Raw genomic sequence first — 25,612 nt, 5'->3', positions numbered from 1 at the left:
TAATTTGAGACTGAATTATTTGTAAGTAAAAAACTATGTAATACTATTGAAAATTAAGCATTCATCCTTTACACAAAAACTTCTAAATGTTATATAATTATTATTTAATTGGTCAGAAAAACACTTTTTGCATCAGAAAAGATTTCGAATATTTTAGAAGAAAAAAAAGATCATACTTCAAAACACACTTTTGAATTCCTGTTTTTAAATTTCTCAAATATTTACTTTGTATCTTTGCCGTTCAAAACTTTTGAAAAGAAAAAATGCGAATTGACATTATAACGATTTTACCAGAGTTATTAAGAAGCCCGTTTGAAGCTTCGATTATGAAACGTGCCATTGACAAAGGTTTAGTCGAAGTACATTTTCATAATTTACGTGACTATACGACTAACAAACAAAAAAGTGTAGATGATTATCCGTTTGGCGGAGGTGCCGGAATGGTAATGACCGTTCAGCCAATCGACGATTGTATTACACATTTAAAAAGTCAGCGTGAATATGACGAAATCATTTATATGTCGCCTGACGGAGAAACGCTAAATCAGAAAATGGCGAATACCATGTCGATGTATGAAAACATCATGATTTTATGCGGACATTATAAAGGTGTAGATCAACGTGTTCGTGATCATTTTATTACTAAAGAAATTTCGATAGGAGATTATGTTTTATCTGGCGGAGAATTAGGCGCTTTGGTTTTATCTGATGCCTTGATTCGTTTAATTCCGGGAGTTTTAAGTGATGAAACATCGGCTTTGACAGATAGTTTTCAGGATAATTTACTTTCCGGACCTATATATACAAGACCTGCAGATTACAAAGGATGGAAAGTTCCTGAGGTTTTGACTAGCGGTCACTTTGCTAAAATTGACAAATGGCGTGAAGATATGGCTTACGAGCATACCAAAAACAGGAGACCTGATTTGTTGGAAGGACATTAAATTTGTTTCAAGTTTCAGGTTTCAAGTTGTTCTGCTTTGAGATTAAAACGTGAAACAAAAATAACCTGAAACTTGAAACAAAAAAATGACTGATTTTAATCTAAAACGCATTTATAATACCCGGAATCATATCGAGACCCATTATAATAAGGTGATCTCAGTAGATTCTCTTGAAGCTATTTCGAGTTATTCTTATCGAAATTTACAGCGCGTTTTTTATTCTTTATTTAAAGAAACAATTGGCGCTTATCAAACCCGACTGAAAATAGAAAACGGATATAAAAAACTTTTATATTCTAACAATCAAATTTCTGACATTGCCCTCGAAGTCGGATTTGCGGATGTTCAGTCTTTTTCGAAAACATTCAAAAAACATTTTAACTGTTCTCCTTCATTTGCAAGAAATCAAAAAGAGCTTTTATTAAATGATATTCATCCGCAGCAAAACATCTCTTGCAATTTAGAGTCACAAATCGTTTTTATTCCAGAGATTACCGTTTATTATTCGAGTTGTAAAACCTCTTATATTAATCCTGAAATCGAAGATCTTTGGGGCGCTTTATTAGAGACCGAATACCCTGAACCTATTACAGATTTCTTCGGCATAATTACAGATGATATTTTAATTACCGAAAAATCTAAATGTACTTATGATGCCTGCATTGTTACTGAAGGCATTATTAGAAATCTTCCTTCAAAAAAGATTTTTGGAGGTAAATATGCTAAGTTCTTCCACAAAGGAAGTTACGAAACCTTAGAAGATACGTATCAGCAAATTTTTGGTGGCTGGTTTCTGAGTAATGATATTGAGTTTTCTCATTTACCAGTTATTGAGCAATACATAATGCATGAAGCAAATTGTAATAGCAAGTCAGATTACTTAACTGCGATTTTTATTCCACTAACTTAATTTGTCCTTTTTGGACAACTTCTTAATTGTTGTTTAGAAATACATTTGTCCTGTCAAAATACCGGTATCAAATGGCGCTAACATTTAATTTTATAACTACTAAGATGGAAAAACTTTTTATAACACTATTATTATTCCCATTATTCACTTCATGTCAGGAAGAGGAATTAATAACAAAACCAGATGAATCTTTAAGAACAGATATTATGTATACGATGCCCGAAGAATCGGCTCCGCACGAAGGAACCTGGCTGCAATGGCCGCACCAATATCAATATGGTATGGATTACAGAGATGATCTGGATGCAACCTGGGTGGCTATGGCTAAATCGTTAAGCGGAAGTGAAAAAGTACACATTATCGCTTATGATGCTACCGAAAAAAGCAGAATTACAGCATTATTAAATACAGCAGGAGTTTCTTTGTCTGCTATCGAATTTAAAATATACAAAACCGATGATGTTTGGGTAAGAGACAATGGCCCTATTTATGTGAAGGACAAAAACAATCAATTGGTAATTCAGGATTGGGGTTTTAACGGCTGGGGGGAAAAAGCTGCTTTTGCGAATTGCAATACAGTACCTGCACAAATTGGAGCAGATCAAAAAACAACAGTTGTAGATTTAAACTCCATTATGATTAATGAAGGCGGAGCGGTTGAAATTAACGGAAACGGAACTTTATTAGCCACAAAAAGTGCGATATTAAATTCGAATCGTAATCCGGGAATGACACAAGCTCAGGCGGAAGCTAATTTTAAAAAATATCTTGGCGTAACCCATTTTATTTGGCTGGATGGTAAAGCAGGAAGAGAAATTACCGATATGCATATTGACGGTTTTGCCCGTTTTGGTAACGGAAATACAATCGTTACGATGAATGAAGATGATTTATTGTACTGGGAAGTACCTCAAAAAGATATTACTACCTTATACAATTCAAAAGATAAAAACGGTAAAGCATATAGTTTCTTAAAATTGCCATTGTCTAAAAATAATGTAGTAACAACGTATGGCAAAAAACTAGGTTACAAAGGTTCTTATGTAAATTATTATATTGGGAATACGGTTGTTCTGGTTCCTAATTACAATGATCCTAATGATACTGTTGCCAATAAGCTTATTCAAAGTTTATATCCGGGCAGAAAAGTTATCGGAATTGATGTTCGTAATTTATACGCCAACGGCGGAATGATTCATTGCGTTACGCAACAGCAACCGAAATAGTTTTTTTGTTTCAGGTTTCAGGTTTCATGTTTCATGTTGTTATGCTTTGAGGCTATAACCTGAAACAAAAAGAACATGAAACCTGAAACCTGAAACAAATTTTAAAAACCCAAATACCAATCTATCAGTGATTTAAAAAATTGGAATTTGGTATTTTCTTTTATTGGAATTTAATTTATTTTAATTACATTTGCACCCGAATTAGACTAACCTCTGGCGAGATCCGTGAATGTTACTCTATAAAAAACCATAATTATAAGATATCATGGCAGATTTAATGAAATTCGTTCAAAACGAATTAGTTGCTAAAAAAGATTTCCCTGTTTTTGGAGCTGGAGATACTATCACAGTTTTCTACGAAATTAAAGAGGGTGAAAAAACAAGAACTCAGTTTTTTAAAGGAGTTGTTATTCAAAGAAGAGGTTCTGGTAACACAGAAACTTTTACTATTCGTAAAATGTCAGGAGCTATTGGAGTTGAGCGTATCTTCCCAGTAAACTTACCAGCTTTACAAAAAATTGAAATCAACAAAAAAGGAGCTGTTCGTAGAGCTAGAATTTTCTACTTCAGACAACTTACTGGTAAAAAAGCTAAGATTAGAGATAAAAGAAGATAATCATTTATCGATCTGTTATAAAAGACTCGTTTCAAGTAATTTGAAACGAGTTTTTTTTGTGCTTAATTTTTAAAATTTATTAAATATCGCCAAACCCGACAGGTTTTAAAAACCTGTCGGGTTTTTGAGATTTTGCGACATCATCTCTATGTAATGTTTTAAGCATTTATGTCATTTCTCCCTTCGGTCAAAATAACAAGATTGAGTCGTAAACAACAATTTGTTCCATCGGAACATCTCATTGGTAGAAAAAAAAATAGATTGCGAAAAATATCGTCCTGTAGGGACGTTTGACAAATTTTGTACCTAATCTATATGTGTTTTTGATGTCATTATTTATAAAATCAAACGTTCCTACGGAACGTAAAAAAAAATGCTGTATTTACTACTACTACCGATGAGATGTTCCGGTGGAACAAAAAAACATATTAAACAATGTATCTTACATTTGTTATATGTCTATTGCATTTTAGTCAAAAATACAACTTTTCAGACAAAAAGCAGTAAAGCCAAAATGTATTTCTGCAACTTCTGGCGTTTTACTTTTTCGGAATCTTCGACTTTTAACTCTGATTCATCAAAACTGTAATTTTTTAATATCTAAATCATCGATTTGACAATTTAAAGAGTCCGAAATAACAATCTCATAATTCCTGTTTTTCTGATTAAAACTACACCGATTTCGGACTGTTTTTATTATATTTGCTCCGCTCATTTTGAGCCGACAATATCATACCAATCGTTATTTCCTAACGATACGATTATAAAAAAAAAAAAAAAAATGACACAGAATTCAAAAATTTTTTACACCTTAACTGATGAGGCGCCTTTATTAGCGACTTATTCTTTGTTACCAATTGTACAGGCATTTACAGCTACTGCTGGTATTGCTATTGAAACTAGAGACATTTCGTTGGCAGGAAGAATTTTATCTAATTTTCCTGAGTCTTTAACAGATGCTCAAAAAACGGTAGATGCTTTGGCAGAATTGGGTCAGTTAGCAACTAAACCAGAAGCTAACATCATCAAATTACCAAACGTTTCTGCATCTGTACCACAATTAAAAGCAGCTATTGCTGAATTACAATCTCACGGATACAATATCCCTAATTATCCTGAAGATCCTCAAAACGATGCTGAAAAGGAAATTAAGGCAAAATACGCTAAAGTTTTAGGTTCTGCTGTTAATCCGGTTTTACGTGAAGGAAACTCTGATCGTAGAGCGCCAAGAGCAGTTAAAAACTTTGCAAAAGCAAACCCGCACTCTATGGGTGCTTGGTCTGCGGACTCAAAAACAAAAGTAGCTTCAATGCCAAACGGTGATTTCTACGGAAGCGAAAAATCACTTACTGTTGCAGATGCTAATGATGTAAAAATCGAATTTGTTGCTAAAGATGGTACAACAACTGTTCTTAAAGCAAGTACTCCGCTTAAAGCTGGCGAAATCATCGACAGTTCTGTTTTAAGTGTAAGTAAATTAAAAGCTTTTGCTGCTGATGCAATTGCAGATGCAAAAAAAGAAGGTGTTTTACTTTCTGTGCATTTAAAAGCTACAATGATGAAAGTTTCAGATCCAATTATCTTTGGCGCTATCGTTGAAGTATATTTTGCTGATCTTTTCAAAAAATACGCTTCTTTATTCGCAGAATTAAATGTTGATACAAGAAACGGTTTAGGTGACATCTACGCAAAAATTGCAGGAAGACCTGAACAAGCAGAAGTTGAAGCTGATATTACAAAAGCGATCGAAAACGGACCAGCTCTTGCAATGGTAAATTCTGATAAAGGAATTACAAACTTACACGTTCCATCTGATGTAATTGTAGATGCTTCTATGCCGGCTATGATTCGTACTTCTGGACAAATGTGGAACAAAGAAGGAAAAGCGCAAGATACAATTGCAGTTATCCCGGATCGTTCTTACGCTGGAATTTACACTGCAACTATTGATTTCTGTAAAAAACACGGTGCTTTTGATCCTAAAACAATGGGAAGTGTTCCTAACGTAGGTTTAATGGCTCAAAAAGCAGAAGAATACGGATCTCATGACAAAACTTTCCAACTGCAAGCAGAAGGAGTTGTACGTGTTGTAGATGCAAACGGAACTGTTTTAATGGAACAAAACGTTGAAGCAAATGACATTTTCAGAATGTGTCAGGCAAAAGACGCTCCAATTCAGGACTGGGTTAAATTGGCTGTAAACAGAGCTCGTTTATCTAGTACTCCGGCTGTTTTCTGGTTAGACGAAAACAGAGCACACGATAGAGAATTGATCTTAAAAGTTCAAAAATACCTTAAAGACTACGATACTACAAACTTAGATATTCGTATTTTAAACCCGGTTGCTGCTACAGAATTTACTTTAGACAGAATCATCAAAGGTTTAGACACTATTTCTGTAACAGGAAACGTTTTACGTGATTACTTAACAGATTTATTCCCAATTTTAGAATTAGGAACTTCTGCTAAAATGCTTTCTATCGTTCCTTTAATGAACGGTGGTGGATTGTTTGAAACTGGTGCCGGAGGTTCTGCTCCTAAACACGTTGAGCAATTTACAGAAGAAGGATATTTACGTTGGGATTCATTAGGAGAATTTTTAGCACTTGGTGCTTCTTTAGAGCATTTAGGACAAACTTTAGACAATTCTAAAGCGATTGTTTTATCTGAGACTTTAGATCAGGCAAATGATAAATTCTTAGCAAACGATAAATCTCCGGCTCGTAAAGTTGGACAAATTGATAACAGAGGATCTCACTTTTATTTAGCATTCTACTGGGCTCAGGCTTTGGCTGCTCAAAATAAAGATGCAGAATTAAAAGCTATCTTTACTCCAATCGCTGCTGAATTTGAAGCTAACGAAGCTAAAATTGATGCTGAATTAATTGCTGCACAAGGAAAACCTCAGACATTGGGCGGATATTACCAGCCAACTCCTGAGTTAGTAAGCAAAGCAATGCGTCCTAGCGAAACATTTAATGCTATTATTGCTAAAATCTAATAATAACATTATATTTATACTATTAAAGGCAGCCTTATCAGCTGCCTTTTTTTTGAACTTAACTAATCTTTAACAATAGTTACGCCTTAATATTTAGTAAGAATTATTATCTATGTAAATCAAAACCAGAACAATGATTACAAAAAAAATAAGTTTTCTTCTACTAATCATATTTACTACGTTTGTTTCCTTTTCTCAGGAAAAATTTACGTTAAGCGGTACCATAAAAGATTCAAAAAATAATGAGACCTTAATTGGTGTAAATATTTATGTTCCTGCTTTAAAAATAGGAACTACAACAAATGAATACGGATTCTATTCGCTCACAATCCCGAAAGGAGAACAGGAAATCGAGATTACTTACATCGGGTATCAAACGATTCAGCAAACGATTGTTTTAAATCAAAACACTAAAAATAACTTTTCGCTAACTGAAGGCGGCGAAGAACTTCAAGAAGTTGTTATTAAAGATAATAAGGGCAAAATCAACATCAAATCGCCCGAAATGAGCGTTAATAAACTCTCGATTTCAACTATTAAAAAAATGCCTGTTGTGATGGGCGAAGTCGATGTTTTAAAATCTATTTTATTACTGCCCGGAGTTACCAATGCCGGAGAAGGCGCCTCAGGATTTAATGTTAGGGGCGGCGGTGCAGATCAAAATTTAATTTTATTAGATGAGGCTACTATTTTCAATTCCTCTCACGTTTTTGGTTTTTTCTCGGTTTTTAATCCGGATGCCATTAAAGACTTAAAATTATACAAAGGCGGAATCCCCGCAAGATTTGGCGGAAGAGCTTCTTCTGTTTTAGAAATTTATCAAAAAGACGGAAGCAGTAAAGATTTTCATATGAACGGAGGAATCGGTTTAATCTCAAGCCGACTTCTTGCTGAAGGTCCGATAGTAAAAGACAAAGGTTCATTTTTAATTGGCGGAAGAGCTTCGTACGCACATTTATTTTTAAAACTATCAGAAGAAAACAAAGATAACTCCGCTTATTTTTATGATTTAAATGCTAAATTCAGTTATAAATTAAACGACAACAACAGTTTGTATTTATCTGGATATTTTGGTCGGGATGTTTTCAGCTTAAATAAAAGTTTTAGCAATACTTACGGAAATTCAACTTTAAACCTGCGCTGGAATCATTTATATTCTAACAAACTGTTTTCTAATTTATCGCTAATCTACAGCGATTATTATTACGGACTTGATTTGGATTTTGTTGGTTTTAACTGGGATTCGGGAATTAAAAACTACAATATCAAATACGATTTCAAACATTATATTTCAGATAAATTCAAATTGAGTTACGGCTTAAACGGAATCTATTATGATTTTAATCCGGGAACAATCAAACCAACAACAGACGATTCCGGTATTAATCCCGATCAGTTAGATAAAAAATATGCTTTTGAACCTTCTATTTATTTAGATGCCGAAAATCAGCTTTCTAAAAGAATTACAATTGCTTACGGTTTACGTTACAGTCTATTTTACCGTTTGGGCGCATCTACCATAAACTATTACGAAAATAATAATCCGGTAGTTTTTAACTCCGCCATGCAGATTTATGAAAAGGGAACTCCCACTTCTACTCAATATTTTAGCCAAAACAAAGTCATTCAGGATTACAATAATCTAGAGCCAAGACTTGCCGTTTCTTATCAGTTAAATGACGATCAGTCCATAAAAGCGAGTTATAATCGCATGGCGCAATATCTTCAATTAATTTCAAACACCTCATCTCCTACTCCGCTGGATGTCTGGATGCCAAGTGACAATTACATCAAACCACAAATTGCAGATCAGGTGGCTTTGGGTTATTTTAGAAATATAAAAAACGGAGCTTATTCACTTGAAGTTGAGACTTATTATAAGGAAATTAAAAACAGATTGGATTATATAGACGGTGCTAATTTAATTGCCAATGACGCCATAGAACAGGTCATTTTAAACGGACAAATGCGAGCTTACGGTTTAGAAATTATGCTGAAGAAAAACGAAGGTAAATTCAACGGATGGATTTCGTATACTTTATCAAAATCAGAACAACAAACACCGGGAAGAACTCCCGAAGAAACAGGGATTAATAACGGACAATGGTACAGTTCTGCTTATGACAAGCGACATAATTTAGCCATCACATCGGCCTATAATTTAAACGAAAAATGGTCTTTTGGTGCTAACTTTGCTTTACAGTCGGGACAGCCGGTTACGTATCCAAACGGGCAATATGTTTATCTCGGAATTACAGTTCCTAGTTACGGATTACGAAACGAGAACAGGCTTCCTGCTTATCATCACTTAGATGTTTCGGCAACCTTAACTCCTCGAAAAAACAAAGACAGAAACTGGAAAGGCGAATGGGTTTTTAGTATTTACAACTTATACAACCGCCAGAATGCAGCATCAATCAACTTCAGACAAAATTCTGATACAGGTGTTAATGAAGCAGTTCAAACCTCCATTTTCGGAATTGTACCTGCGGTGAGTTATAATTTTAAATTTTAAAAATTCATTCTGTAAAAGGAAAATAAAAAATATACCATGAAAAAAGCAATCCTAATAATCGTATTTTTTATATCGCTTTTCTTCACAAGTTGTGAGGAAGTGGTTAATGTTGATTTAGATACTGCACCTCCAAAATTAGTAATCGAAGCCGCTATCAATTGGAAAAAAGGTACAACAGGAAATGACCAGACTATAAAACTAACTACAACAACCGGTTATTTTGAAAACGTAATTCCAACTGTTTCCGGTGCCACCATCTCTATAAAAAACAGTCGTGATGAACACTTTAATTTTATAGAAGTTAAAAAAACCGGCGTATACGTCTGCACTAATTTCGAACCCGTTATCGATGAGGAATATACATTAACCGTAATTAGCCGAGGAAATAGGTACATCGCAACCGAAACTTTAAAATCGGTAGCTCCAATTTCGCGAATAGAGCAAAATAATGAAGGCGGCTTTACAGGAAAAGACATTGAAATAAAAGCCTTTTACAATGATCCCGGCGATGCAGATAATTTTTATTTATACAAATACATCTACTCCAATAAAATCAAATCAACATTTTATGTAGATGAGGATAAGTTTTTTAACGGGAATGAATTTTTCAGTCTTTCAGATGATGAAGATTTAATAGTTGGAAATGAAATCGAAATAACACATTTCGGAATCTCAAAACAATACTATAATTATATGAATATCTTAGTTAGTATTGCCGGAAACAATGTTGGAGGACCTTTTCAGTCTCCTCCTGCAACCGTAAAAGGAAACATTGTTAATGTAACTAATAAAGAAAATTATCCGTTAGGTTATTTTTCACTTAGTGAAATCGACACAAAAAAATATACAATTCAATAAACTTGCTAAAATGGAAGCGCATATCAAAATATTAACCGAGAAAAAATTAATCGGTAAATACATAATAATGTCATTTATGGAAAATAAAACCTTTCAGTTATGGAGCAATTTTATGCCCAGACGTAAGGAAATCGAAAATTCTGTAGACAACATCTTATATTCATTAGAAGTATTTTCTCCCAATCATTTTGAGAACTTTGACCCAAGTGAAAACTTTCAAAAATGGGCTGCGATCGAAGTTAAAAATTTTGACGATGTACCACAGGAAATGGAAACGTTAACAATCCCAACGGGAATATATGCCGTATTTCTTCATAAAGGATCGCAAACAGAAGCACACACAACCTACCATAATATTTTTACGCAATGGCTGCCTAATTCTGATTATACGGTAGACGACAGACCTCATTTTGCGGTAATGGATGAAAGATACAAAAAAGACGATCCAACTTCTGAAGAAGAAATCTGGATTCCGATAAAAAGTAAAAACTAATATCATGATCGAAACACTAAAATCACTTTACAACAGAGATTTAAGCAAACTGAAGCTGGAAATTGAATCGTATCAAACCGAAAGTTCTCTTTGGATTATTGATAAAAGCATATCCAATTCGGCAGGGAATCTTTGTCTTCATTTAATTGGAAACCTCAACACTTATATCGGCACCGAACTTGGAAAAACAGGTTATGTGAGAGATCGGCCTTTAGAATTTTCATTAAAAGACATTCCGAAATCAGAATTAATTTCAAAAATTGAAAGCACAATTCTAATGATAAATAATGTACTCGATACTTTAACCGAAGAAGATTTAAAAGCCATTTATCCACAAATCGTTTTCGAAAAAGAAATGACAACGGGTTTCTTCTTAACACATCTTTCTACACATTTAGCCTATCATTTAGGTCAGATAAATTACCACAGAAGATTACTTGATTTCTAATTAACTGGTAAAAAATCTAAAATCTAAATTTAGAAATCTAAAATTGTAGCCGTACCTTTGCTCCACATTCAATACAACGCACATGTCATCACACCATATAGTTCGCGACGATCAGGAACCCGCTTTAATAATTGCAAATGGCGCTGCCTGTGATCCCGAATTATTAGGACAATTACTTGAATGGTCTCCGCTTGTTATCGTTTTAGATTCAGCCATTGAAAGAGTTATTGAATTAGGCATAAAAGTCGATGTACTTTTAGGAGATTTCGATCGTGGTTTCGATCCCGAAATTTACAGAACCTCACAATATCCTATCGAAATTGTACATACCGAAGATCAGGAAAAAACCGATCTCGAAAAAGCATGCGACTATCTTGTCGAAAGAAAAATCCCTGCCGTAAATGTAGTCTGGGCAACCGGAAAACGAGCCGACCACACCATCACCAACCTTACCAATATTGTTCGTCATCGCGATTCCTTAAAAATTGTAATACTCGATGATCATTCAAAAATATTCCTGTTGCCACGAAAATTTGAAAAGTGGTACACCGCAAAAACACCAATTTCGCTTATTCCAATTGGCGTTGTAAACGGCATAACTTCCCATAATTTAAAATACGAATTACAAAACGACACACTGACAATGGGTTATAGAACCGGAAGCAGTAATTCTGTTGAAAAAGACGGACTTGTAACCATAACACATCAGGAAGGTGATTTGCTTATAATGGAGTGTTTTGATTAAGGAGCTATTCCTGCTCTTCGCTATATCTTTTCCCTTTTAAAGAAGAAGGAAAAAGGATACCGCTGCGATCAGGGCTAGGGCAATCGTTTTCATAAGATGAATTACCAAAAGGAATACCTATCTTTGCAGGGAAATTAATGAAAATGGAAACAAACAACAATTCTGAAAAAAGCATTCTACACCCAAGAAATCTTCATCGCGCGCGCTACGATTTTGAAAAACTGATTTCAAATTGCCCTGAACTAAAAGTCTATGTTTCCGTAAACAAACATCAAATTGAAACCATTGATTTCAGTAATCCGCTTGCTGTAAAAACGCTGAACAAAGCTTTGCTACAGACTTATTACGATATTCAAAACTGGGATATTCCTAAAAATTATCTTTGCCCGCCCATTCCAGGCCGTGCCGATTATATACATTACATCGCCGATTTATTAGCCGAAACCAATAACGGACAAATTCCGGAAGGAAATGCTGTTTTAGGATTAGATATCGGAACGGGGTCAAATTTAATCTATCCGATATTAGGAAATTCTATTTACAACTGGAGTTTTGTTGCGACCGATATTGAGAAAAAAGCTATTGAAAATTGCAGTAAAATCATCGAAGCAAATCCAAAATTAATCGATGCCATCAGTTTACAACAACAAACTGAACCTCGATTTATTTTCAAAAATATCATTATTCCCGAAGATCGTTTCACTTTTACGATGTGTAATCCTCCTTTTCATGCATCGGCAGAAGAGGCAAATAAAAGCACCTCGAGAAAAGTTTCCAATTTAAATCCAAAGGAAAAAAGAAATACAAATCCCGTTTTAAACTTCGGAGGGCAAAATGCTGAACTGTGGTGCAACGGTGGAGAAATTGGTTTTGTAACTCAAATGATTTACGAAAGCGCCAAATATACTTCGCAATGTTTATGGTTTACGACTTTAGTTTCAAAAAGAGAAAATCTTTCTTCCATCTATAAAACGCTGAAAAAAGTCAATGCCGTTTCTGTTAAAACAATCGATATGGCACAAGGGCAAAAAAACAGCCGTATTGTTGCCTGGACATTTTTGAGTGAAGCGGAACAAAAGAAATGGTTTATTTAAATCACTGATTTACAACACCAAATCTTGATTTTATAATTTGCTTTTGCTATATTTAGTCTAAATATTTTAATATCAAGACTATGGCAGAGTATATTGGTTATCTCGCATCCGTTTTTATTGTTGGAGGATTTTTACTGAAGGATCTCAGAACAATTCGTTTTATTAATATGTTTGGCTGTATTTGTTTTGTGATTTACGGCATCTTCCTGAAAGACTTCAGAGATATTAATCAATGGCTTTTACCGGTAATTATTCCTAATGCAATTTTAGCTTTTGTACAGATTTATCATTTAACAGTAAAAAAAGATTAAAAATTAACCCGTTGGATGAAATTAAATAAAGTGATTTGATTCCCTAAATAAGATTTAATTAAATCTGCTGAAATCTTCTTAGATCTGCGTGAAATACTTTTTGCGTATAGATTTTTTCACGCAGATTCAAAAAGATTAAAGCAGATATACGCAGATTTTATCTAATATGTTGAGTAAAATGGCGTGAAATTAATTTCACGCCAACGGGTTAAAGATTACAATTATGATATTTTGAGAAAAAATTCTGAAACTTATCAGAATCAGTTTATTGTACCTTTATAGTAAATTGAATTTTATGCGTACATCAAAAATATTCGTTAGATTATTCCTTATTCTTTTATTTGCAAGTTGCGCTTCTTCTAAAAAAGCAAAATTTGAAGATTACGTTTTTGAAACCAAAAATGACAAACAAGATTATACAGCAGCATACAACAAAGCTTTGAAACTTTGGGATATTCCCTATACCGAAGAAAATGTAAAAACAAGTTTTGGAACTGCTCATGTTATAATTGCCGGTCCAAAAAATGGCAAAGATTTGGTTTTACTTCACGGAATGGATGCCAGTTCTACTATGTGGTACCCAAACATCAAAGTTCTAGCCAAAAATCATCGCATTTATGCCATTGATTTTTTAATGGAACCCGGAAAATCGAACTTAACCGCTAAACCACTTTCAAAAGAAGAAATTGTAATATGGTACAATGAAATCTTTACACATTATAAATTAAAGCAATTTGATATTGTAGCAGCTTCCCGCGGAGGTTGGATTGCGACTTTATTAGCTACTCAAAAAACAAATTCTATTGATAAAATGGTTTTATTGAGTCCTGCACAAACCTTTAAATTTATTGACAAAGTAAGAAAAACAACTAAAGCATTAATACTCAAACTTTTCCCAAGTGAGAAAAAATTTGAGAAAACATTAGAGACCTTCTCTACACATCCCGAAAAGATAAGCCCCGTTTATAAAAAACAATTTTATCTGGCTAATAAATACGCAAAATCAAATTCGAGTATGCTTAAAATGACACCCTTTTCAGACGATGAATTACGATCGATTTCCAGCTCTGTTTTAGTTTTAATTGGTGATCACGATGTCATTAATTCCGATGAAAGTTTAGAGCGCGCAAAAAAATATGTTCCAAACTGTAAAACCATTACCGTAACAGATGCTGGCCATTTTTTAAGTATTGATCAGTCAAAATTTACAAACGATGCCATGATTAATTTTCTCGAATAGCCTTCAAACTTTGTATCTTTACAAAACTAATTTTTCATCAGTAAAAAATGAATTTTCAAGTAGCCTCAGAATATAGTCCAAAAGGAGATCAGCCACAAGCCATACAAAAATTAGCACAAGGTGTTGTTGATGGCGAAAAATATCAAACTTTATTAGGAGTTACAGGATCCGGTAAAACGTTTACCGTAGCAAATGTAATTCAGGAAGTACAACGCCCTACGATCGTTTTGGCACACAATAAAACGTTGGCAGCGCAATTGTATTCAGAATTCAAACAATTCTTTCCAAATAATGCAGTTGAATATTTTGTTTCTTATTACGACTATTATCAGCCTGAAGCTTTTATGCCTGTAACGGGTGTGTTTATCGAGAAAGATTTATCTATCAATGAAGAGCTTGAAAAGATGCGTTTAAGCACCACTTCTTCCCTGCTTTCAGGCAGACGTGACGTTTTGGTCGTAGCATCGGTTTCTTGTTTATACGGTATTGGAAATCCGGTTGAATTTCAAAAAAATGTAATCGAAATACATCGTGATCAGGTTATTTCACGAACCAAATTATTACACAGTCTGGTTCAAAGTTTGTACGCCAGAACAGAAGCAGATTTTAATCCGGGAACTTTTAGAATCAAAGGCGATACAGTCGAAGTATATCCAAGTTACGCTGATGACGCCTACAGAATTCACTTTTTTGGAGACGAAATTGAAGAAATAGAATCCTTTGACGCTACAACCTCACAAGTAATAGAAAAATTCAAAAGACTAACTATTTATCCTGCCAATATGTTTGTGACTTCACCTGAAGTTTTACAAGGAGCAATCTGGGAAATTCAGCAGGATTTGGTGAAACAAGTTGATTATTTTAAAGAAATAGGCAAACATTTAGAAGCCAAACGTCTGGAAGAAAGAACCAATTTCGACTTAGAAATGATTCGTGAATTGGGTTACTGCTCCGGAATTGAAAATTATTCCCGTTATCTGGACGGAAGAGAGGCAGGAACAAGACCTTTCTGTTTATTAGACTACTTCCCAAGCGATTATTTGATGGTTGTTGATGAAAGTCACGTTACGGTTTCGCAGGTTCATGCCATGTATGGAGGCGACCGCAGCCGTAAAGAAAATTTAGTTGAATATGGATTCAGACTTCCGGCTGCGATGGATAACCGTCCGTTGAAGTTCGAGGAATTTGAAGCATTACAAAATCAGGTTATTTATGTTTCTGCGACTCCTGCTGATTATGAATTACAAAAATCAGACGGAATTTATGTGGAACAAATTATTCGTCCAACGGGATTATTAGATCCAATAATTGAAGTTCGCCCAAGTTTAAATCAGATTGATGATTTGATTGAGGAAATTCAGGTGCGTTGCGAATTAGACGAAAGAGTTTTAGTAACGACTCTGACCAAAAGAATGGCTGAAGAATTAGCCAAATATTTAACAAAAGTCAATATTCGTTGTCGTTATATCCATTCTGAAGTTGATACTTTGGAACGTATCGAAATCATGCAGGATTTAAGAAAAGGTATTTTTGATGTTCTTATTGGTGTAAACTTACTTCGTGAAGGTCTGGATTTACCAGAGGTTTCTCTTGTAGCTATTTTAGATGCTGATAAAGAAGGTTTCTTAAGAAATCATCGATCTTTAACGCAAACCATTGGTCGTGCAGCAAGAAACTTAAATGGTAAAGCAATTATGTATGCTGATAAAATTACCGCCAGTATGCAGCGAACAATTGACGAAACCGAATATCGAAGAACAAAACAGATTAATTTCAACACAGCGAATAATATTACACCTCAGGCTTTAAATAAAAAAATCGAAAGTGCCTTTACAAAAAACCCTTTGGTAGAATACGAATTGGGTCATACTTTGCCTGTTGCTGCCGAACCTGAAACGGCTTATTTATCAAAATCTGAATTGGAAAAAATGATTCGCGAGAAACGTAAATCAATGGAAAAAGCAGCCAAAGAATTAGACTTTTTACAAGCAGCCAAATTGCGTGATGATATCAAAAAGCTTCAAGAGCAATTATCTTAAATGAAAAAATATAACAAACTAACTATCAATTGTTTAAAATAAATTTATAAATTTACACGTCCATAATCTACTAGTAATCAGTCTTACTTCAAACTAGATAAATTATGAACACTAGATTTACTTTGACTATTGTCGCTCTTCTGAGTGCAATAGCGTATGATTTTGGGCAAATTAAACCACAGCCCGCTACAGAAAAAATTGTTACAGATGAATATTTTGGTCAAAAAGTAGAAGATCCTTATCGGTATCTTGAAAATCTAAATGACCCAAACGTAGTTAGCTGGATGAAATCAAATGCTGATTATGCAAAAGCAAAACTCAATGAAGTTCCTGAACGCCAAAATCTGGTAAAAAAACTCAAAGAACTGGATGCCAGAAAAGAAAGTACTATTACTAAACTTGGGATTACCGAGAACGATAAGTACTTTTATCTGAAACGAAATGCAAACGAAGAAAATGGCAAATTGTATTATAGAGTTGGATATAAAGGAGCTGAGAAATTACTTTTTGATCCCGCCAACTACAAAAAATCGGCTAAACTAAATTACAATATAAGTTCTATAACCCCAAATGAAAAAGGAGACAAAGTTGCTCTGGAAATAGCACCAAGCGGTTCTGAAAGTGCTGAATTACTTATTGTAAATATTGACGGAAAAATATATCCCGAAGTATACGATAAATGTTGGTTTAGTAGTCCGTCCTGGATGCCTGACGGAAATTCTTTTACCTACGGAAGATTAAATTCTGCCGATGTTACTGATCCAAACAGACTGTTACATTCTAAAGTTTATTATCATAAATTAGGCGAAGATCCCAACAAAGACATTGAATATTTTTCGGATACTACCAATCCGGAACTTAAAATTGGAGCAGAAGAATTTCCTCTAAATTATTATGACAAAAATTCAAATAAAAACTACGGATTAGTTGTCACCGTCGATAATAGAATTAAACTATATACAACCGATTTACCAACAAATTTTAGTCCTGTAAAATGGAAAACTTTGGTCGATAAATCAGACGAAGTAACAAACTTTAATATTGATAAAGAATATATTTATTATCTCACTTATAAAAATGCTTCCAACTATAAGATTATTAAAGTTCCAATTTCAAATCCTGACATTAAAAATGCCGAAACGGTTATAGATGAACCAAAAAATGGAAATATTACTGACTTTAAGATTACCAAAGATGGATTGTATTACTCCCTTACAGAAAATGGTGTAGCAGCCAAAGTGTACTATCTGGCCAAAGGAAAAAAAGATCCGGTTGAATTACAATTACCATTTCAGGCTGGTTCGGCTTCTTTTTTAAATATTAGTGAAGATAAAAGTGAAATCTGGGTAACCATTTCAGGCTGGACCTCTCCCACTAAACGTTATTTATACAATCCAACTTCGAATACATTTACCTTTCAGCCTTTAACAAAAGCTATTGAATATCCTGAATTTAAAGATATAGTCTCTAAAGAAGTCATGATTCCATCCTATGATGGAACTCTGGTTCCTGTATCTATTATTTACAATAAAAACACAAAACTTAATGGAGACAACCCAGTTCTTATGATGGGATATGGTGCGTACGGAATTTCTATGGAACCACGTTTTAGCACCAGTTTTACATTGCCTTATTGTACTTATGGAGGTATTTATGTTATTACTCATGTAAGAGGTGGCGGCGAATTGGGAGAATCCTGGCACAAAGCAGGTTTTAAAACCACAAAACCGAATACCTGGAAAGACCTTATTGCAACTGCAGAATACCTTATTAAAGAAAAATACACCTCTCCAAAAAGACTGGCGATCTGGAGTGCAAGTGCCGGAGGTATATTAATTGGACGAGCCATTACAGAACGACCTGATTTATTTGCAGCTGCAATTCCAGAAGTGGGTTCATTCAATACTATTCGTTCTGAAATTTCGCCTAATGGTCCCGGAAATGTCCCGGAATTTGGAACTGTAAAAGACCCAACAGAATTTAAAGCCTTGTTGGAGATGGATTCTTATCATCATATTAAAAAAGGAACAGCTTATCCTGCAACATTAATCACAGCTGGTATGAATGATCCGCGTGTCATTGCCTGGGAACCGTCTAAATTTGCCGCTTTACTTCAAAATGCAAATACTTCTGATAAACCGATTCTCTTCTATACTGACTTTGAAGCTGGTCATGGAATGGGAGACAGCGCAACCAAATCAATCGAAAAATCAAGCAATCTGATTAGTTTTGCTTACGCGAATACCGGACATCCAAAATTTCAAACTCCAAAAAAACTAAAACCGTAATAATGCAGGACGCAAAATAATACTGTTTAATTGTGTTGTTCCTGAAAAACTTTCAATAAGACTTTTGGGTCAATAATCGCATTTGGTGCTTTTTTCATCAAATCTAAAACTCTTTTAACCGCACTTGGATTCAGTCCCATTCCGAGTGCGATTTGTTGAATTGCAGTTGCTTCTCTTACATGCAAAATACCATCACAATGCATAATCAAAGCTAGTCTGTAAAATTGCTGAATACGCTGAAATTCGGATCGAATTACCTGAATAGAATGCTCCTGATGAAATAAATCCTGAAAATCTTCATCACTGATATTCAATTCTTCAGCTACAATTCGCAAAAAATCCAACTCACGTTTGTGCAAATGCCCATCAATTGTAGCGAACGTAATCATTTCTAAAAGTAAACTTCTTTTTTCGACTTCTGTATTCATCAATTTATTATTTTTAGCTAAATTATTGCTTTTAAATATAAAATACAAAACGAATGATGAAGAGGATTTTCTTAGCCATTTTAGTATTATTTACATTTGTTGGAAATGCACAGGAAAGTACGGCTTCAAAAAATGTATCCACTTTTACTATTGAATCTCCTCAACTAAAAACAACCAAAAAAATATGGTTGTATCTCCCTGAAGGTTATTCCACATCAATCAAAAAAAGATACAGTGTAATTTATATGCAGGATGCGCAAAATTTATTTGACGCTAAAACTTCTTTTGTTGGCGAGTGGAATGTAGATGAAAAACTGGACAGTTTAAAAGCTCCCGTAATTGTGGTTGGAATCGAACATGGAAATGATAAACGAATCGACGAATTAACGCCTTATAAAAATGAAAAATACGGCGGTGGAAAAGCAGATGATTACGTCGATTTTATTGTAAATACAGTAAAACCATACATCGATAAAAATTACAGAACCAAACCAAAAGCTAAAAACACGACTATCATGGGGAGTTCATTAGGTGGTTTAGTTTCATATTATGCTGCGGTGAAATATCCTGATGTTTTTGGAAATGCTGGTGTTTTTTCCCCTTCCTTTTGGTTCTCAAATGACATTTATACCTTCACAGAACAATCACCAAAAATCAAAACCCGATTTTACTTTTTATGTGGTGACAAAGAAGACGAAAATATGGTTTCTGATTTAAATAAAATGGAACGCTTATTGGAGAAAAACCGTTGTTATTGCCTTCATCTTACTAAAACAAAAATTGTAAAAGGCGGCGAACATAATGAAAAATTATGGAGAGATGGCTTTGTAAAAGCTGTTTTATGGCTGGGCTTTTAATATCAAAAAACAACAGAACTCGCTATGAAATTAATTTTAAGAGAATACAATTTAAAACTTAAGCACACTTTTACAATTTCCAGAGAATCAATTGATTTTCAGCCTTCGCTTATTGTAGAGCTGCAAAGTGATGGTTTTTCGGGTTTTGGAGAAGCAACTTCAAATCCGTATTACAAAACAACGGTTTCAATGATGATAGCAGATTTAGAAAAAATCCGAACAATCATTGAAGCGTCAGGAACAGAAACTCCAGATGCTTTTTGGGCCAAAATACATCCTTATTTAAAAGAGGATATGTTTGCCTTATGTGCATTAGATTTAGCTTACAATGATTTGTATGCCCGAAAAAAAGGTAAAAAACTCCTCGAACTATGGAATTATACTCCAGAGAAAAATCCGATGACCGATTATACAATCGGGATTGCTTCTATCGAAAAAATGGTCGAAAAAATGCAGGAACTTCCCTGGCCTATTTACAAAATTAAATTAGGAACCAAAGAAGATATTGCCATTGTAAAAGAACTTAGAAAACACACCAATGCCGTTTTTAGAATTGATGCCAACTGTGGCTGGGGCGTTGAAGAAACTATAAATAATGCAATTGAGCTAAAGAAACTTGGCGTTGAGTTCCTTGAACAACCAATGAAAGCTGACAATTGGGAAGGTCACAAAGAAGTTTTTAAACATTCTGTGCTTCCCATAATTGCAGATGAAAGTTGTATAATAGAAGAAGATGTCGCAAAATGTTTCAATCATTTTCATGGTGTAAATGTCAAATTAGTAAAATGCGGCGGACTTACACCAGGAAAACGCATGATCGAAGAGGCAAAAAAATTAGGCCTAAAAACAATGGTTGGTTGTATGACTGAATCTACCGTTGGAATATCTGCCATTGCGCATCTATTGCCTCAGCTTGATTATGTAGACATGGATGGCGCTTTGTTACTGGCAGAAGATATTGCAACCGGCGTAACGATTAAAGATGGCGTTGTGAGCTATTCTGATCTTAACGGAACAGGAGTTACACTTCTATAAAATGATAGTCGAAGAATTTCCAGATCGCCTTATCGAAATTGACCAAAAACAATATTTGTATTTTGGCGGAACTGCCTATTTAGGACTTCCCACGCACAAAGAATTTCAGAATTTAGTCATTCAGAACATTCTAAAATGGGGAACGACATATGGAAGTTCCCGAACGGCGAATATTAAATTAAGCGCTTATCTTCATGGCGAACATTTTTTAGCTTCGCATATAGGTTCAGAAGCTGCTGTTACGGTTTCTTCGGGAATGCTGGCCGGGAAATTAGTTTTGGAAAAACTAAAAAAGGAAACCGATTGTTTTTTCCATTTAAATGACACTCATTCTGCTATTAAAACGGATAATAGTTTGCCCATTTTTATAAATGAAAAACTAAACGATCGCTTATTAGATTCCAAACCGGAAAAAATAACGATCCTGACAGATGGCGTTCCGTCATTTCAAACAAAACCAACTGATTTATTATTCTTAAAACAAATTTCAGACTCCAAAGAAATTACATTAGTTATTGACGAATCTCATTCTTTTGGAATTGCAGGACAAAATGGTTGTGGAATTTATTCTTCAATTCAATTTCCTATAAAAAGAAAAATTATGGTTTCTTCTTTAGGAAAGGCTTTCGGATTAACAGGCGGTGTTATTGCCGGAGATTCTGAATTTATTAAAGAAATACAGGAACTAGAAACTTTTACAAGCGCAGCCGGAATGAATCCTGCTTTTGTACAAACACTTTCTGATGCTTCAGAAATTTATAAAATCCAACATCAAAAACTCAAGGATAATTTAAGTTACATTGATTCTATTTTAATTAAAAATAATAACATCAAATTTGATAAAAACTATCCTTTAATTTATTTATTATCAAAAGAATTGGTCCATAAATTAGAAGAAGAAAATATAATTATTGCCAGTTTTAAATACACCAAAGATTCTGAATCATTAAATAGAATTGTGATAACGGCAAATCATCTCAAAGAAGATTTGGATAAATTGGTTGGCGTTTTAAATGATTACAGCGATTAACCACAAACTACGCAAATTTTCGCAAATTCTTTCTTCATTTAAAACCATCTAATTTGTGGAATTTGTGGTAAAAAATAAATCTTCCTAATTGTTTTTAAAATGTACCTTTGTAGAAAATAAGTAATGAAGTTTTAACTTCAAGTAAAGTTTGAAAAAACCTGAAACTTGAAACAAAAAAACTTGAAACAAAAATTATGACAAATAACGATATACTTAAAAAACTTCGCGTGGCTTTGATGCTCCGTGACGATCAAATAGTTGAAATTTTAGAATTAGTAGATTTCAAAATTTCAAAATCAGAATTGGGCGCATTTTTTAGAGCTGAAGATCATCCTAATTATATGGAATGCGGTGATCAAATTTTGAGAAACTTCTTAAACGGGTTGGTTATTCATTTGAGAGGAACGAAAGAAAATCCTAAAAATCCAAATGATGTTTTAGCAAAACATAAAGCTGAAATTCCGAAGAAAGAAACATCTAAAGACAGACCTGAATTTAAAGCTGCACCAAAAGATTCTGAAAAATACAGAGGTGATCAAAGTTCATCAAAGTCGGGTTCATCAGCTGGAAAACCTAAAAAGAAAGCATTCCCAAAAGGAAATGGAAAACCATCTGTTGTAGAAAAAGTAGTTTTCAAAAACGGCAAGAATAAGAAATAATTAAATAAAAGGTTTTTAGCCACAAATTCACGAATTTTTATTTTCAAAGATTATGAAAAAATAATTCGTGAATTTGTGGCTATCTTTTTTTATATTTTATTCTCTTCTATTTTTTCAAAAAAAGCATCTTTAAAAGTAGCACCAATTGCGAGTTCTTTTCCATTTACAAAAACTGAAAAATTATCTGTTGACTCAATATGTTGTAAAGAGACAATATGCGATTTGTGTATCTGGATGAAATCATTTTCAGGTAATGATTCTGCTATATTCTTTAAAGAAGAATGCGTAATAACTTGTTGCTTTGAAGTATGTATACAAACATAATTTTGCAAACTTTCTACATACAGAATATCACTCAGGAAGATTTTCTGAAACTTATTCTTTCCATCCGTTTTAACAAATAGAAAATCAGAAATAGTATTCTGCTGTGAAATAACTGTTTTAGGCTCAGAATTAAGCTTAGAAACAGCCTGATAAAATCGTTCGAATGCAATTGGCTTTAACAAATAATCAACTGCATTTAATTCAAAACCTTCTAAAGCAAAATCAGGATAAGCCGTCGTAAAGATAATTTTTATATCTTTTGAAATAATTCTTGAAATCTGCAGACCTGTTAATTGAGGCATTTGAATATCCAGAAAGATAACATCAACAGATTCTTTATTTAAGAATTCTAATGCTTTTAGCGAATCATTAAAAATACCGACTTTCTCTAGAAAATTTACTTTTCCAATATAGTTTTCTAAAATTCGAGTTGCAGGCGGTTCGTCATCGACAATTATACATTTAAAAGTCATAAATTATTTCTTTAGTGGTATTTTTAAGTACGTTTTAAAGGTATTATTTTCTTCTGTTTTTTCAAGAATAAATTGGTCTTTATAGGTATATTCTAACCTTTTTGTCAAGTTATCAAAACCAATTCCGGTTGATGAGTAATTTTCTCCTTCGATGAAATAATTGAATGTTGAAATTTCTAGAAAACCGTCTTTTATTCGAATTGAAATAACCGCTTTCTCTTCTTCATTATTAAACTTTCCATGTTTAAAAACATTTTCAACAAAATGAACCAAAGCCGAAGAAATGATCTTTTCATTAGAATAATTTCCATCAACCGTAAAATCTAAAAAGAGCTGATCTTCAAACCTTTTCTTTTGCAAATGAATATAGTTCTGAATAAATTGAATCTCTTTTGAAAGTATTGCTTCATCTTTATCTGTTTCGGTAATTACATATCGAAGTAAATCAGAAAGTACCAAAATATCATCAGCCATTTTATCCTCTTTCAGAATCAATTGACTGTAAAAAGAATTCAAAGTATTAAACAAAAAATGCGGGCTAACTTGCGCTTTCAACATTTGAAATTCGGCTTTTTTATTCTCTAATAATAATTCTTGATTTTGATGTTGGGCAGTATGAAACTGCCAAAACAAAAAAGTTAAGGCACTTAAAATGACAGCCGGCAATCCGAAGAAAAAATTATCTTTTATGTAATACCCTATTTCTCTAGCTTCTTCATAGTAGTTATGCATTCCGGTAATATTAAACATTACAATTTCTTGCAAAAAGTAACGAACAGCCGCAAAAAGCAATAACGAAACCGGAATTGTCAGAATATAAAAAACTAATTTCTTCTTGTTTAAAAACCATTCACAGAAGTAGTAAAAGTTGAGAATGTAAATACAAAATATGGCTAACATATGAGTTGGCGTAATTCCATAAGATATTGCTTTGATTACAGTTTCTATTTTTTCATCATTAAGTCCAATATCCCAGAAAATGTACGTTAGAAACAACAAAAAGAAAAAGACAATGTGATAATAAAAAGGGATTCTTGATTTCATAGTTTTTGATAATTAGCTCAAAAATACAATTAAGCCTTTAATAGAAAATGACATTTATTTAAAACATGCTTTTTTAGGGATGAACTATCAAAAACGTTACACGTAATTATTACACTCCAAATTTCATGTGTTTATAAAATGAAATTCTATGTTCATCAAAAACAAAAAATAGAGGCCAAAAGACGGAATACATTTGCCATGAATTTAAAAACAAACAATCATGCAAAAAATCATTTTACTATTAGCCTTTATTACATTTAACATCACTTTTGCTCAACAAGCTAAGAAAAAACAAATTTTATTAATTGGAACTTTTCATTACGCTAATCCAGGAACTGATATTGCTAAAATAAATACATTTAATGTAATGTCTGAAAAAAGCCAAAAAGAACTGGAAATAATGAGTGACAAAATCAAAAAATTTGGTCCAGATAAAATATTTGTAGAGTGGAAATTTAGCAAACAAGCTGAGTTAGATAAATTCTACAATAAAAATACCGACAGTTTACTTAAAAAAGATCCGAATGAAATTACTCAGTTAGCATTACGTACAGCTAAAAAACTGAATCATAAAAAAATGTATGGAATTGATTATCGTACCCGTTTTCCTTATGACAGTTTAATGATGTCAATGGAAAAAGCGAATCAGAAGGACTTAATGAAAAGAAATACTGAGACCACAAAAGGATTCCAGAAAGATGATAATGAACAAATCAGTAAAAATTCTCTAATCAATCTTATGCTTTACAATAATGAAAAAGAAACTCTTGATAAAAATATTCAATGGTATTTGGAAGTAGCCAATAGAGTTGGAAATGCAGACGATTTTACAGGAGCTTCTCTGGTTTCAAATTGGTACAAAAGAAATTTATATATGTACTCTATAATTCAGAAATTAACGGAAAGCACCGATAATAAAATCATGGTTTTAGTTGGTGGCGGACATGCTTCAATTATTAGAGACTTTTTAGCGCATGATCCAGCATTCGAAATTGTAGAATTATCAACTGTTTTGAAATAGTAGCATTTTAACC

23 protein-coding genes are annotated in these 25,612 nt (G+C 33.5%); 20 read left to right on the top strand and 3 right to left on the bottom strand.

Going from position 1 to position 25,612, the window contains the following annotated elements; all coding sequences use genetic code 11:
- Positions 1 to 263: 263 nt before the first annotated feature.
- The 15 genes from trmD to KHA98_RS18025 all read left to right on the top strand — a co-directional run bounded on the left by trmD (position 264) and on the right by KHA98_RS18025 (position 18,728).
- Positions 264 to 944: a tRNA (guanosine(37)-N1)-methyltransferase TrmD gene (trmD, locus tag KHA98_RS18095; protein WP_213259298.1), complete on the top strand. Its 681-nt coding sequence runs from the start codon at positions 264 to 266 to the stop codon at positions 942 to 944.
- 85 nt (positions 945 to 1,029) lie between these two features.
- Entirely contained in the window at positions 1,030 to 1,854 is an 825-nt protein-coding gene (locus KHA98_RS18090; protein WP_213259297.1) for an AraC family transcriptional regulator, read from the top strand.
- Between the two features lie 104 nt (positions 1,855 to 1,958).
- On the top strand, positions 1,959 to 3,080 hold the full coding sequence (locus KHA98_RS18085; RefSeq protein ID WP_213259296.1) for an agmatine deiminase family protein: 1,122 nt from the start codon (positions 1,959 to 1,961) through the stop codon (positions 3,078 to 3,080).
- Positions 3,081 to 3,345: 265 nt separating this feature from the next.
- On the top strand, positions 3,346 to 3,696 hold the full coding sequence (rplS, locus tag KHA98_RS18080; RefSeq protein ID WP_213259295.1) for a 50S ribosomal protein L19: 351 nt from the start codon (positions 3,346 to 3,348) through the stop codon (positions 3,694 to 3,696).
- Between the two features lie 781 nt (positions 3,697 to 4,477).
- Positions 4,478 to 6,697 carry an NADP-dependent isocitrate dehydrogenase gene (locus KHA98_RS18075; RefSeq protein WP_213259294.1) on the top strand — a complete coding sequence of 740 codons (2,220 nt, stop codon included), beginning with the start codon at positions 4,478 to 4,480 and terminating at the stop codon, positions 6,695 to 6,697.
- A 133-nt stretch (positions 6,698 to 6,830) separates the two neighbouring features.
- Positions 6,831 to 9,212 (top strand): TonB-dependent receptor, encoded by a 2,382-nt coding sequence (locus KHA98_RS18070; RefSeq protein WP_213259293.1) that lies wholly within the window; start codon positions 6,831 to 6,833, stop codon positions 9,210 to 9,212.
- A gap of 36 nt (positions 9,213 to 9,248) precedes the next feature.
- Positions 9,249 to 10,070, top strand: a complete 822-nt coding sequence (locus KHA98_RS18065) for a DUF4249 domain-containing protein (protein WP_213259292.1) — start codon at positions 9,249 to 9,251, stop codon at positions 10,068 to 10,070.
- 10 nt (positions 10,071 to 10,080) lie between these two features.
- Positions 10,081 to 10,563 (top strand): GyrI-like domain-containing protein, encoded by a 483-nt coding sequence (locus KHA98_RS18060; RefSeq protein ID WP_213259291.1) that lies wholly within the window; start codon positions 10,081 to 10,083, stop codon positions 10,561 to 10,563.
- Position 10,564: 1 nt separating this feature from the next.
- The gene (locus tag KHA98_RS18055) at positions 10,565 to 11,011 is read left to right on the top strand and encodes a DinB family protein (protein ID WP_213259521.1); all 447 of its coding nucleotides are present in this window, start codon (positions 10,565 to 10,567) and stop codon (positions 11,009 to 11,011) included.
- Positions 11,012 to 11,093: 82 nt separating this feature from the next.
- Complete coding sequence (locus tag KHA98_RS18050; protein ID WP_213259290.1) at positions 11,094 to 11,756, top strand: thiamine diphosphokinase; 663 nt, start codon at positions 11,094 to 11,096, stop codon at positions 11,754 to 11,756.
- Positions 11,757 to 11,899: 143 nt separating this feature from the next.
- Positions 11,900 to 12,850, top strand: coding sequence for a 23S rRNA (adenine(1618)-N(6))-methyltransferase RlmF (rlmF, locus tag KHA98_RS18045; RefSeq protein WP_213259289.1), 951 nt, complete (start codon positions 11,900 to 11,902; stop codon positions 12,848 to 12,850).
- A gap of 80 nt (positions 12,851 to 12,930) precedes the next feature.
- Positions 12,931 to 13,161 (top strand): uroporphyrinogen decarboxylase, encoded by a 231-nt coding sequence (locus KHA98_RS18040; RefSeq protein WP_213259288.1) that lies wholly within the window; start codon positions 12,931 to 12,933, stop codon positions 13,159 to 13,161.
- Between the two features lie 295 nt (positions 13,162 to 13,456).
- Positions 13,457 to 14,401, top strand: a complete 945-nt coding sequence (locus tag KHA98_RS18035; protein ID WP_213259287.1) for an alpha/beta fold hydrolase — start codon at positions 13,457 to 13,459, stop codon at positions 14,399 to 14,401.
- A 47-nt stretch (positions 14,402 to 14,448) separates the two neighbouring features.
- A complete protein-coding gene (gene uvrB / locus KHA98_RS18030; protein WP_213259286.1) occupies positions 14,449 to 16,440 on the top strand; it encodes an excinuclease ABC subunit UvrB in 1,992 nt (663 codons plus the stop codon).
- A gap of 104 nt (positions 16,441 to 16,544) precedes the next feature.
- Entirely contained in the window at positions 16,545 to 18,728 is a 2,184-nt protein-coding gene (locus KHA98_RS18025; RefSeq protein ID WP_213259285.1) for a prolyl oligopeptidase family serine peptidase, read from the top strand.
- Positions 18,729 to 18,754: 26 nt separating this feature from the next.
- Here the strand turns inward: KHA98_RS18025 and KHA98_RS18020 are convergent, their stop codons facing one another.
- The gene (locus KHA98_RS18020) at positions 18,755 to 19,156 is read right to left on the bottom strand and encodes a TerB family tellurite resistance protein (protein ID WP_213259284.1); all 402 of its coding nucleotides are present in this window, start codon (positions 19,154 to 19,156) and stop codon (positions 18,755 to 18,757) included.
- Between the two features lie 56 nt (positions 19,157 to 19,212).
- Between KHA98_RS18020 and KHA98_RS18015 the strand changes: the two genes are divergently transcribed.
- The 4 genes from KHA98_RS18015 to KHA98_RS18000 all read left to right on the top strand — a co-directional run bounded on the left by KHA98_RS18015 (position 19,213) and on the right by KHA98_RS18000 (position 22,737).
- On the top strand, positions 19,213 to 20,013 hold the full coding sequence (locus KHA98_RS18015; protein WP_213259520.1) for an alpha/beta hydrolase: 801 nt from the start codon (positions 19,213 to 19,215) through the stop codon (positions 20,011 to 20,013).
- 24 nt (positions 20,014 to 20,037) lie between these two features.
- Positions 20,038 to 21,048 carry a dipeptide epimerase gene (locus KHA98_RS18010; protein WP_213259283.1) on the top strand — a complete coding sequence of 337 codons (1,011 nt, stop codon included), beginning with the start codon at positions 20,038 to 20,040 and terminating at the stop codon, positions 21,046 to 21,048.
- A gap of 1 nt (position 21,049) precedes the next feature.
- A complete protein-coding gene (locus tag KHA98_RS18005; protein WP_213259282.1) occupies positions 21,050 to 22,078 on the top strand; it encodes an aminotransferase class I/II-fold pyridoxal phosphate-dependent enzyme in 1,029 nt (342 codons plus the stop codon).
- Positions 22,079 to 22,272: 194 nt separating this feature from the next.
- Positions 22,273 to 22,737 carry a DUF1456 family protein gene (locus KHA98_RS18000; RefSeq protein WP_213259281.1) on the top strand — a complete coding sequence of 155 codons (465 nt, stop codon included), beginning with the start codon at positions 22,273 to 22,275 and terminating at the stop codon, positions 22,735 to 22,737.
- An 89-nt stretch (positions 22,738 to 22,826) separates the two neighbouring features.
- Here KHA98_RS18000 and KHA98_RS17995 read toward each other — a convergent pair whose 3' ends face one another.
- A complete protein-coding gene (locus tag KHA98_RS17995; RefSeq protein ID WP_213259280.1) occupies positions 22,827 to 23,534 on the bottom strand; it encodes a LytR/AlgR family response regulator transcription factor in 708 nt (235 codons plus the stop codon).
- A 3-nt stretch (positions 23,535 to 23,537) separates the two neighbouring features.
- Positions 23,538 to 24,578 carry a sensor histidine kinase gene (locus KHA98_RS17990; RefSeq protein WP_213259279.1) on the bottom strand — a complete coding sequence of 347 codons (1,041 nt, stop codon included), beginning with the start codon at positions 24,576 to 24,578 and terminating at the stop codon, positions 23,538 to 23,540.
- Positions 24,579 to 24,798: 220 nt separating this feature from the next.
- Between KHA98_RS17990 and KHA98_RS17985 the strand changes: the two genes are divergently transcribed.
- Entirely contained in the window at positions 24,799 to 25,599 is an 801-nt protein-coding gene (locus KHA98_RS17985) for a DUF5694 domain-containing protein (RefSeq protein WP_213259278.1), read from the top strand.
- Positions 25,600 to 25,612 lie beyond the last annotated feature (13 nt).

Origin of the sequence: Flavobacterium branchiicola, from assembly GCF_018383905.1 — a bacterium.
Taxonomy (GTDB): Bacteria; Bacteroidota; Bacteroidia; order Flavobacteriales; family Flavobacteriaceae; genus Flavobacterium; species Flavobacterium branchiicola.
This window is presented reverse-complemented; position numbering and strand designations above follow the sequence as displayed.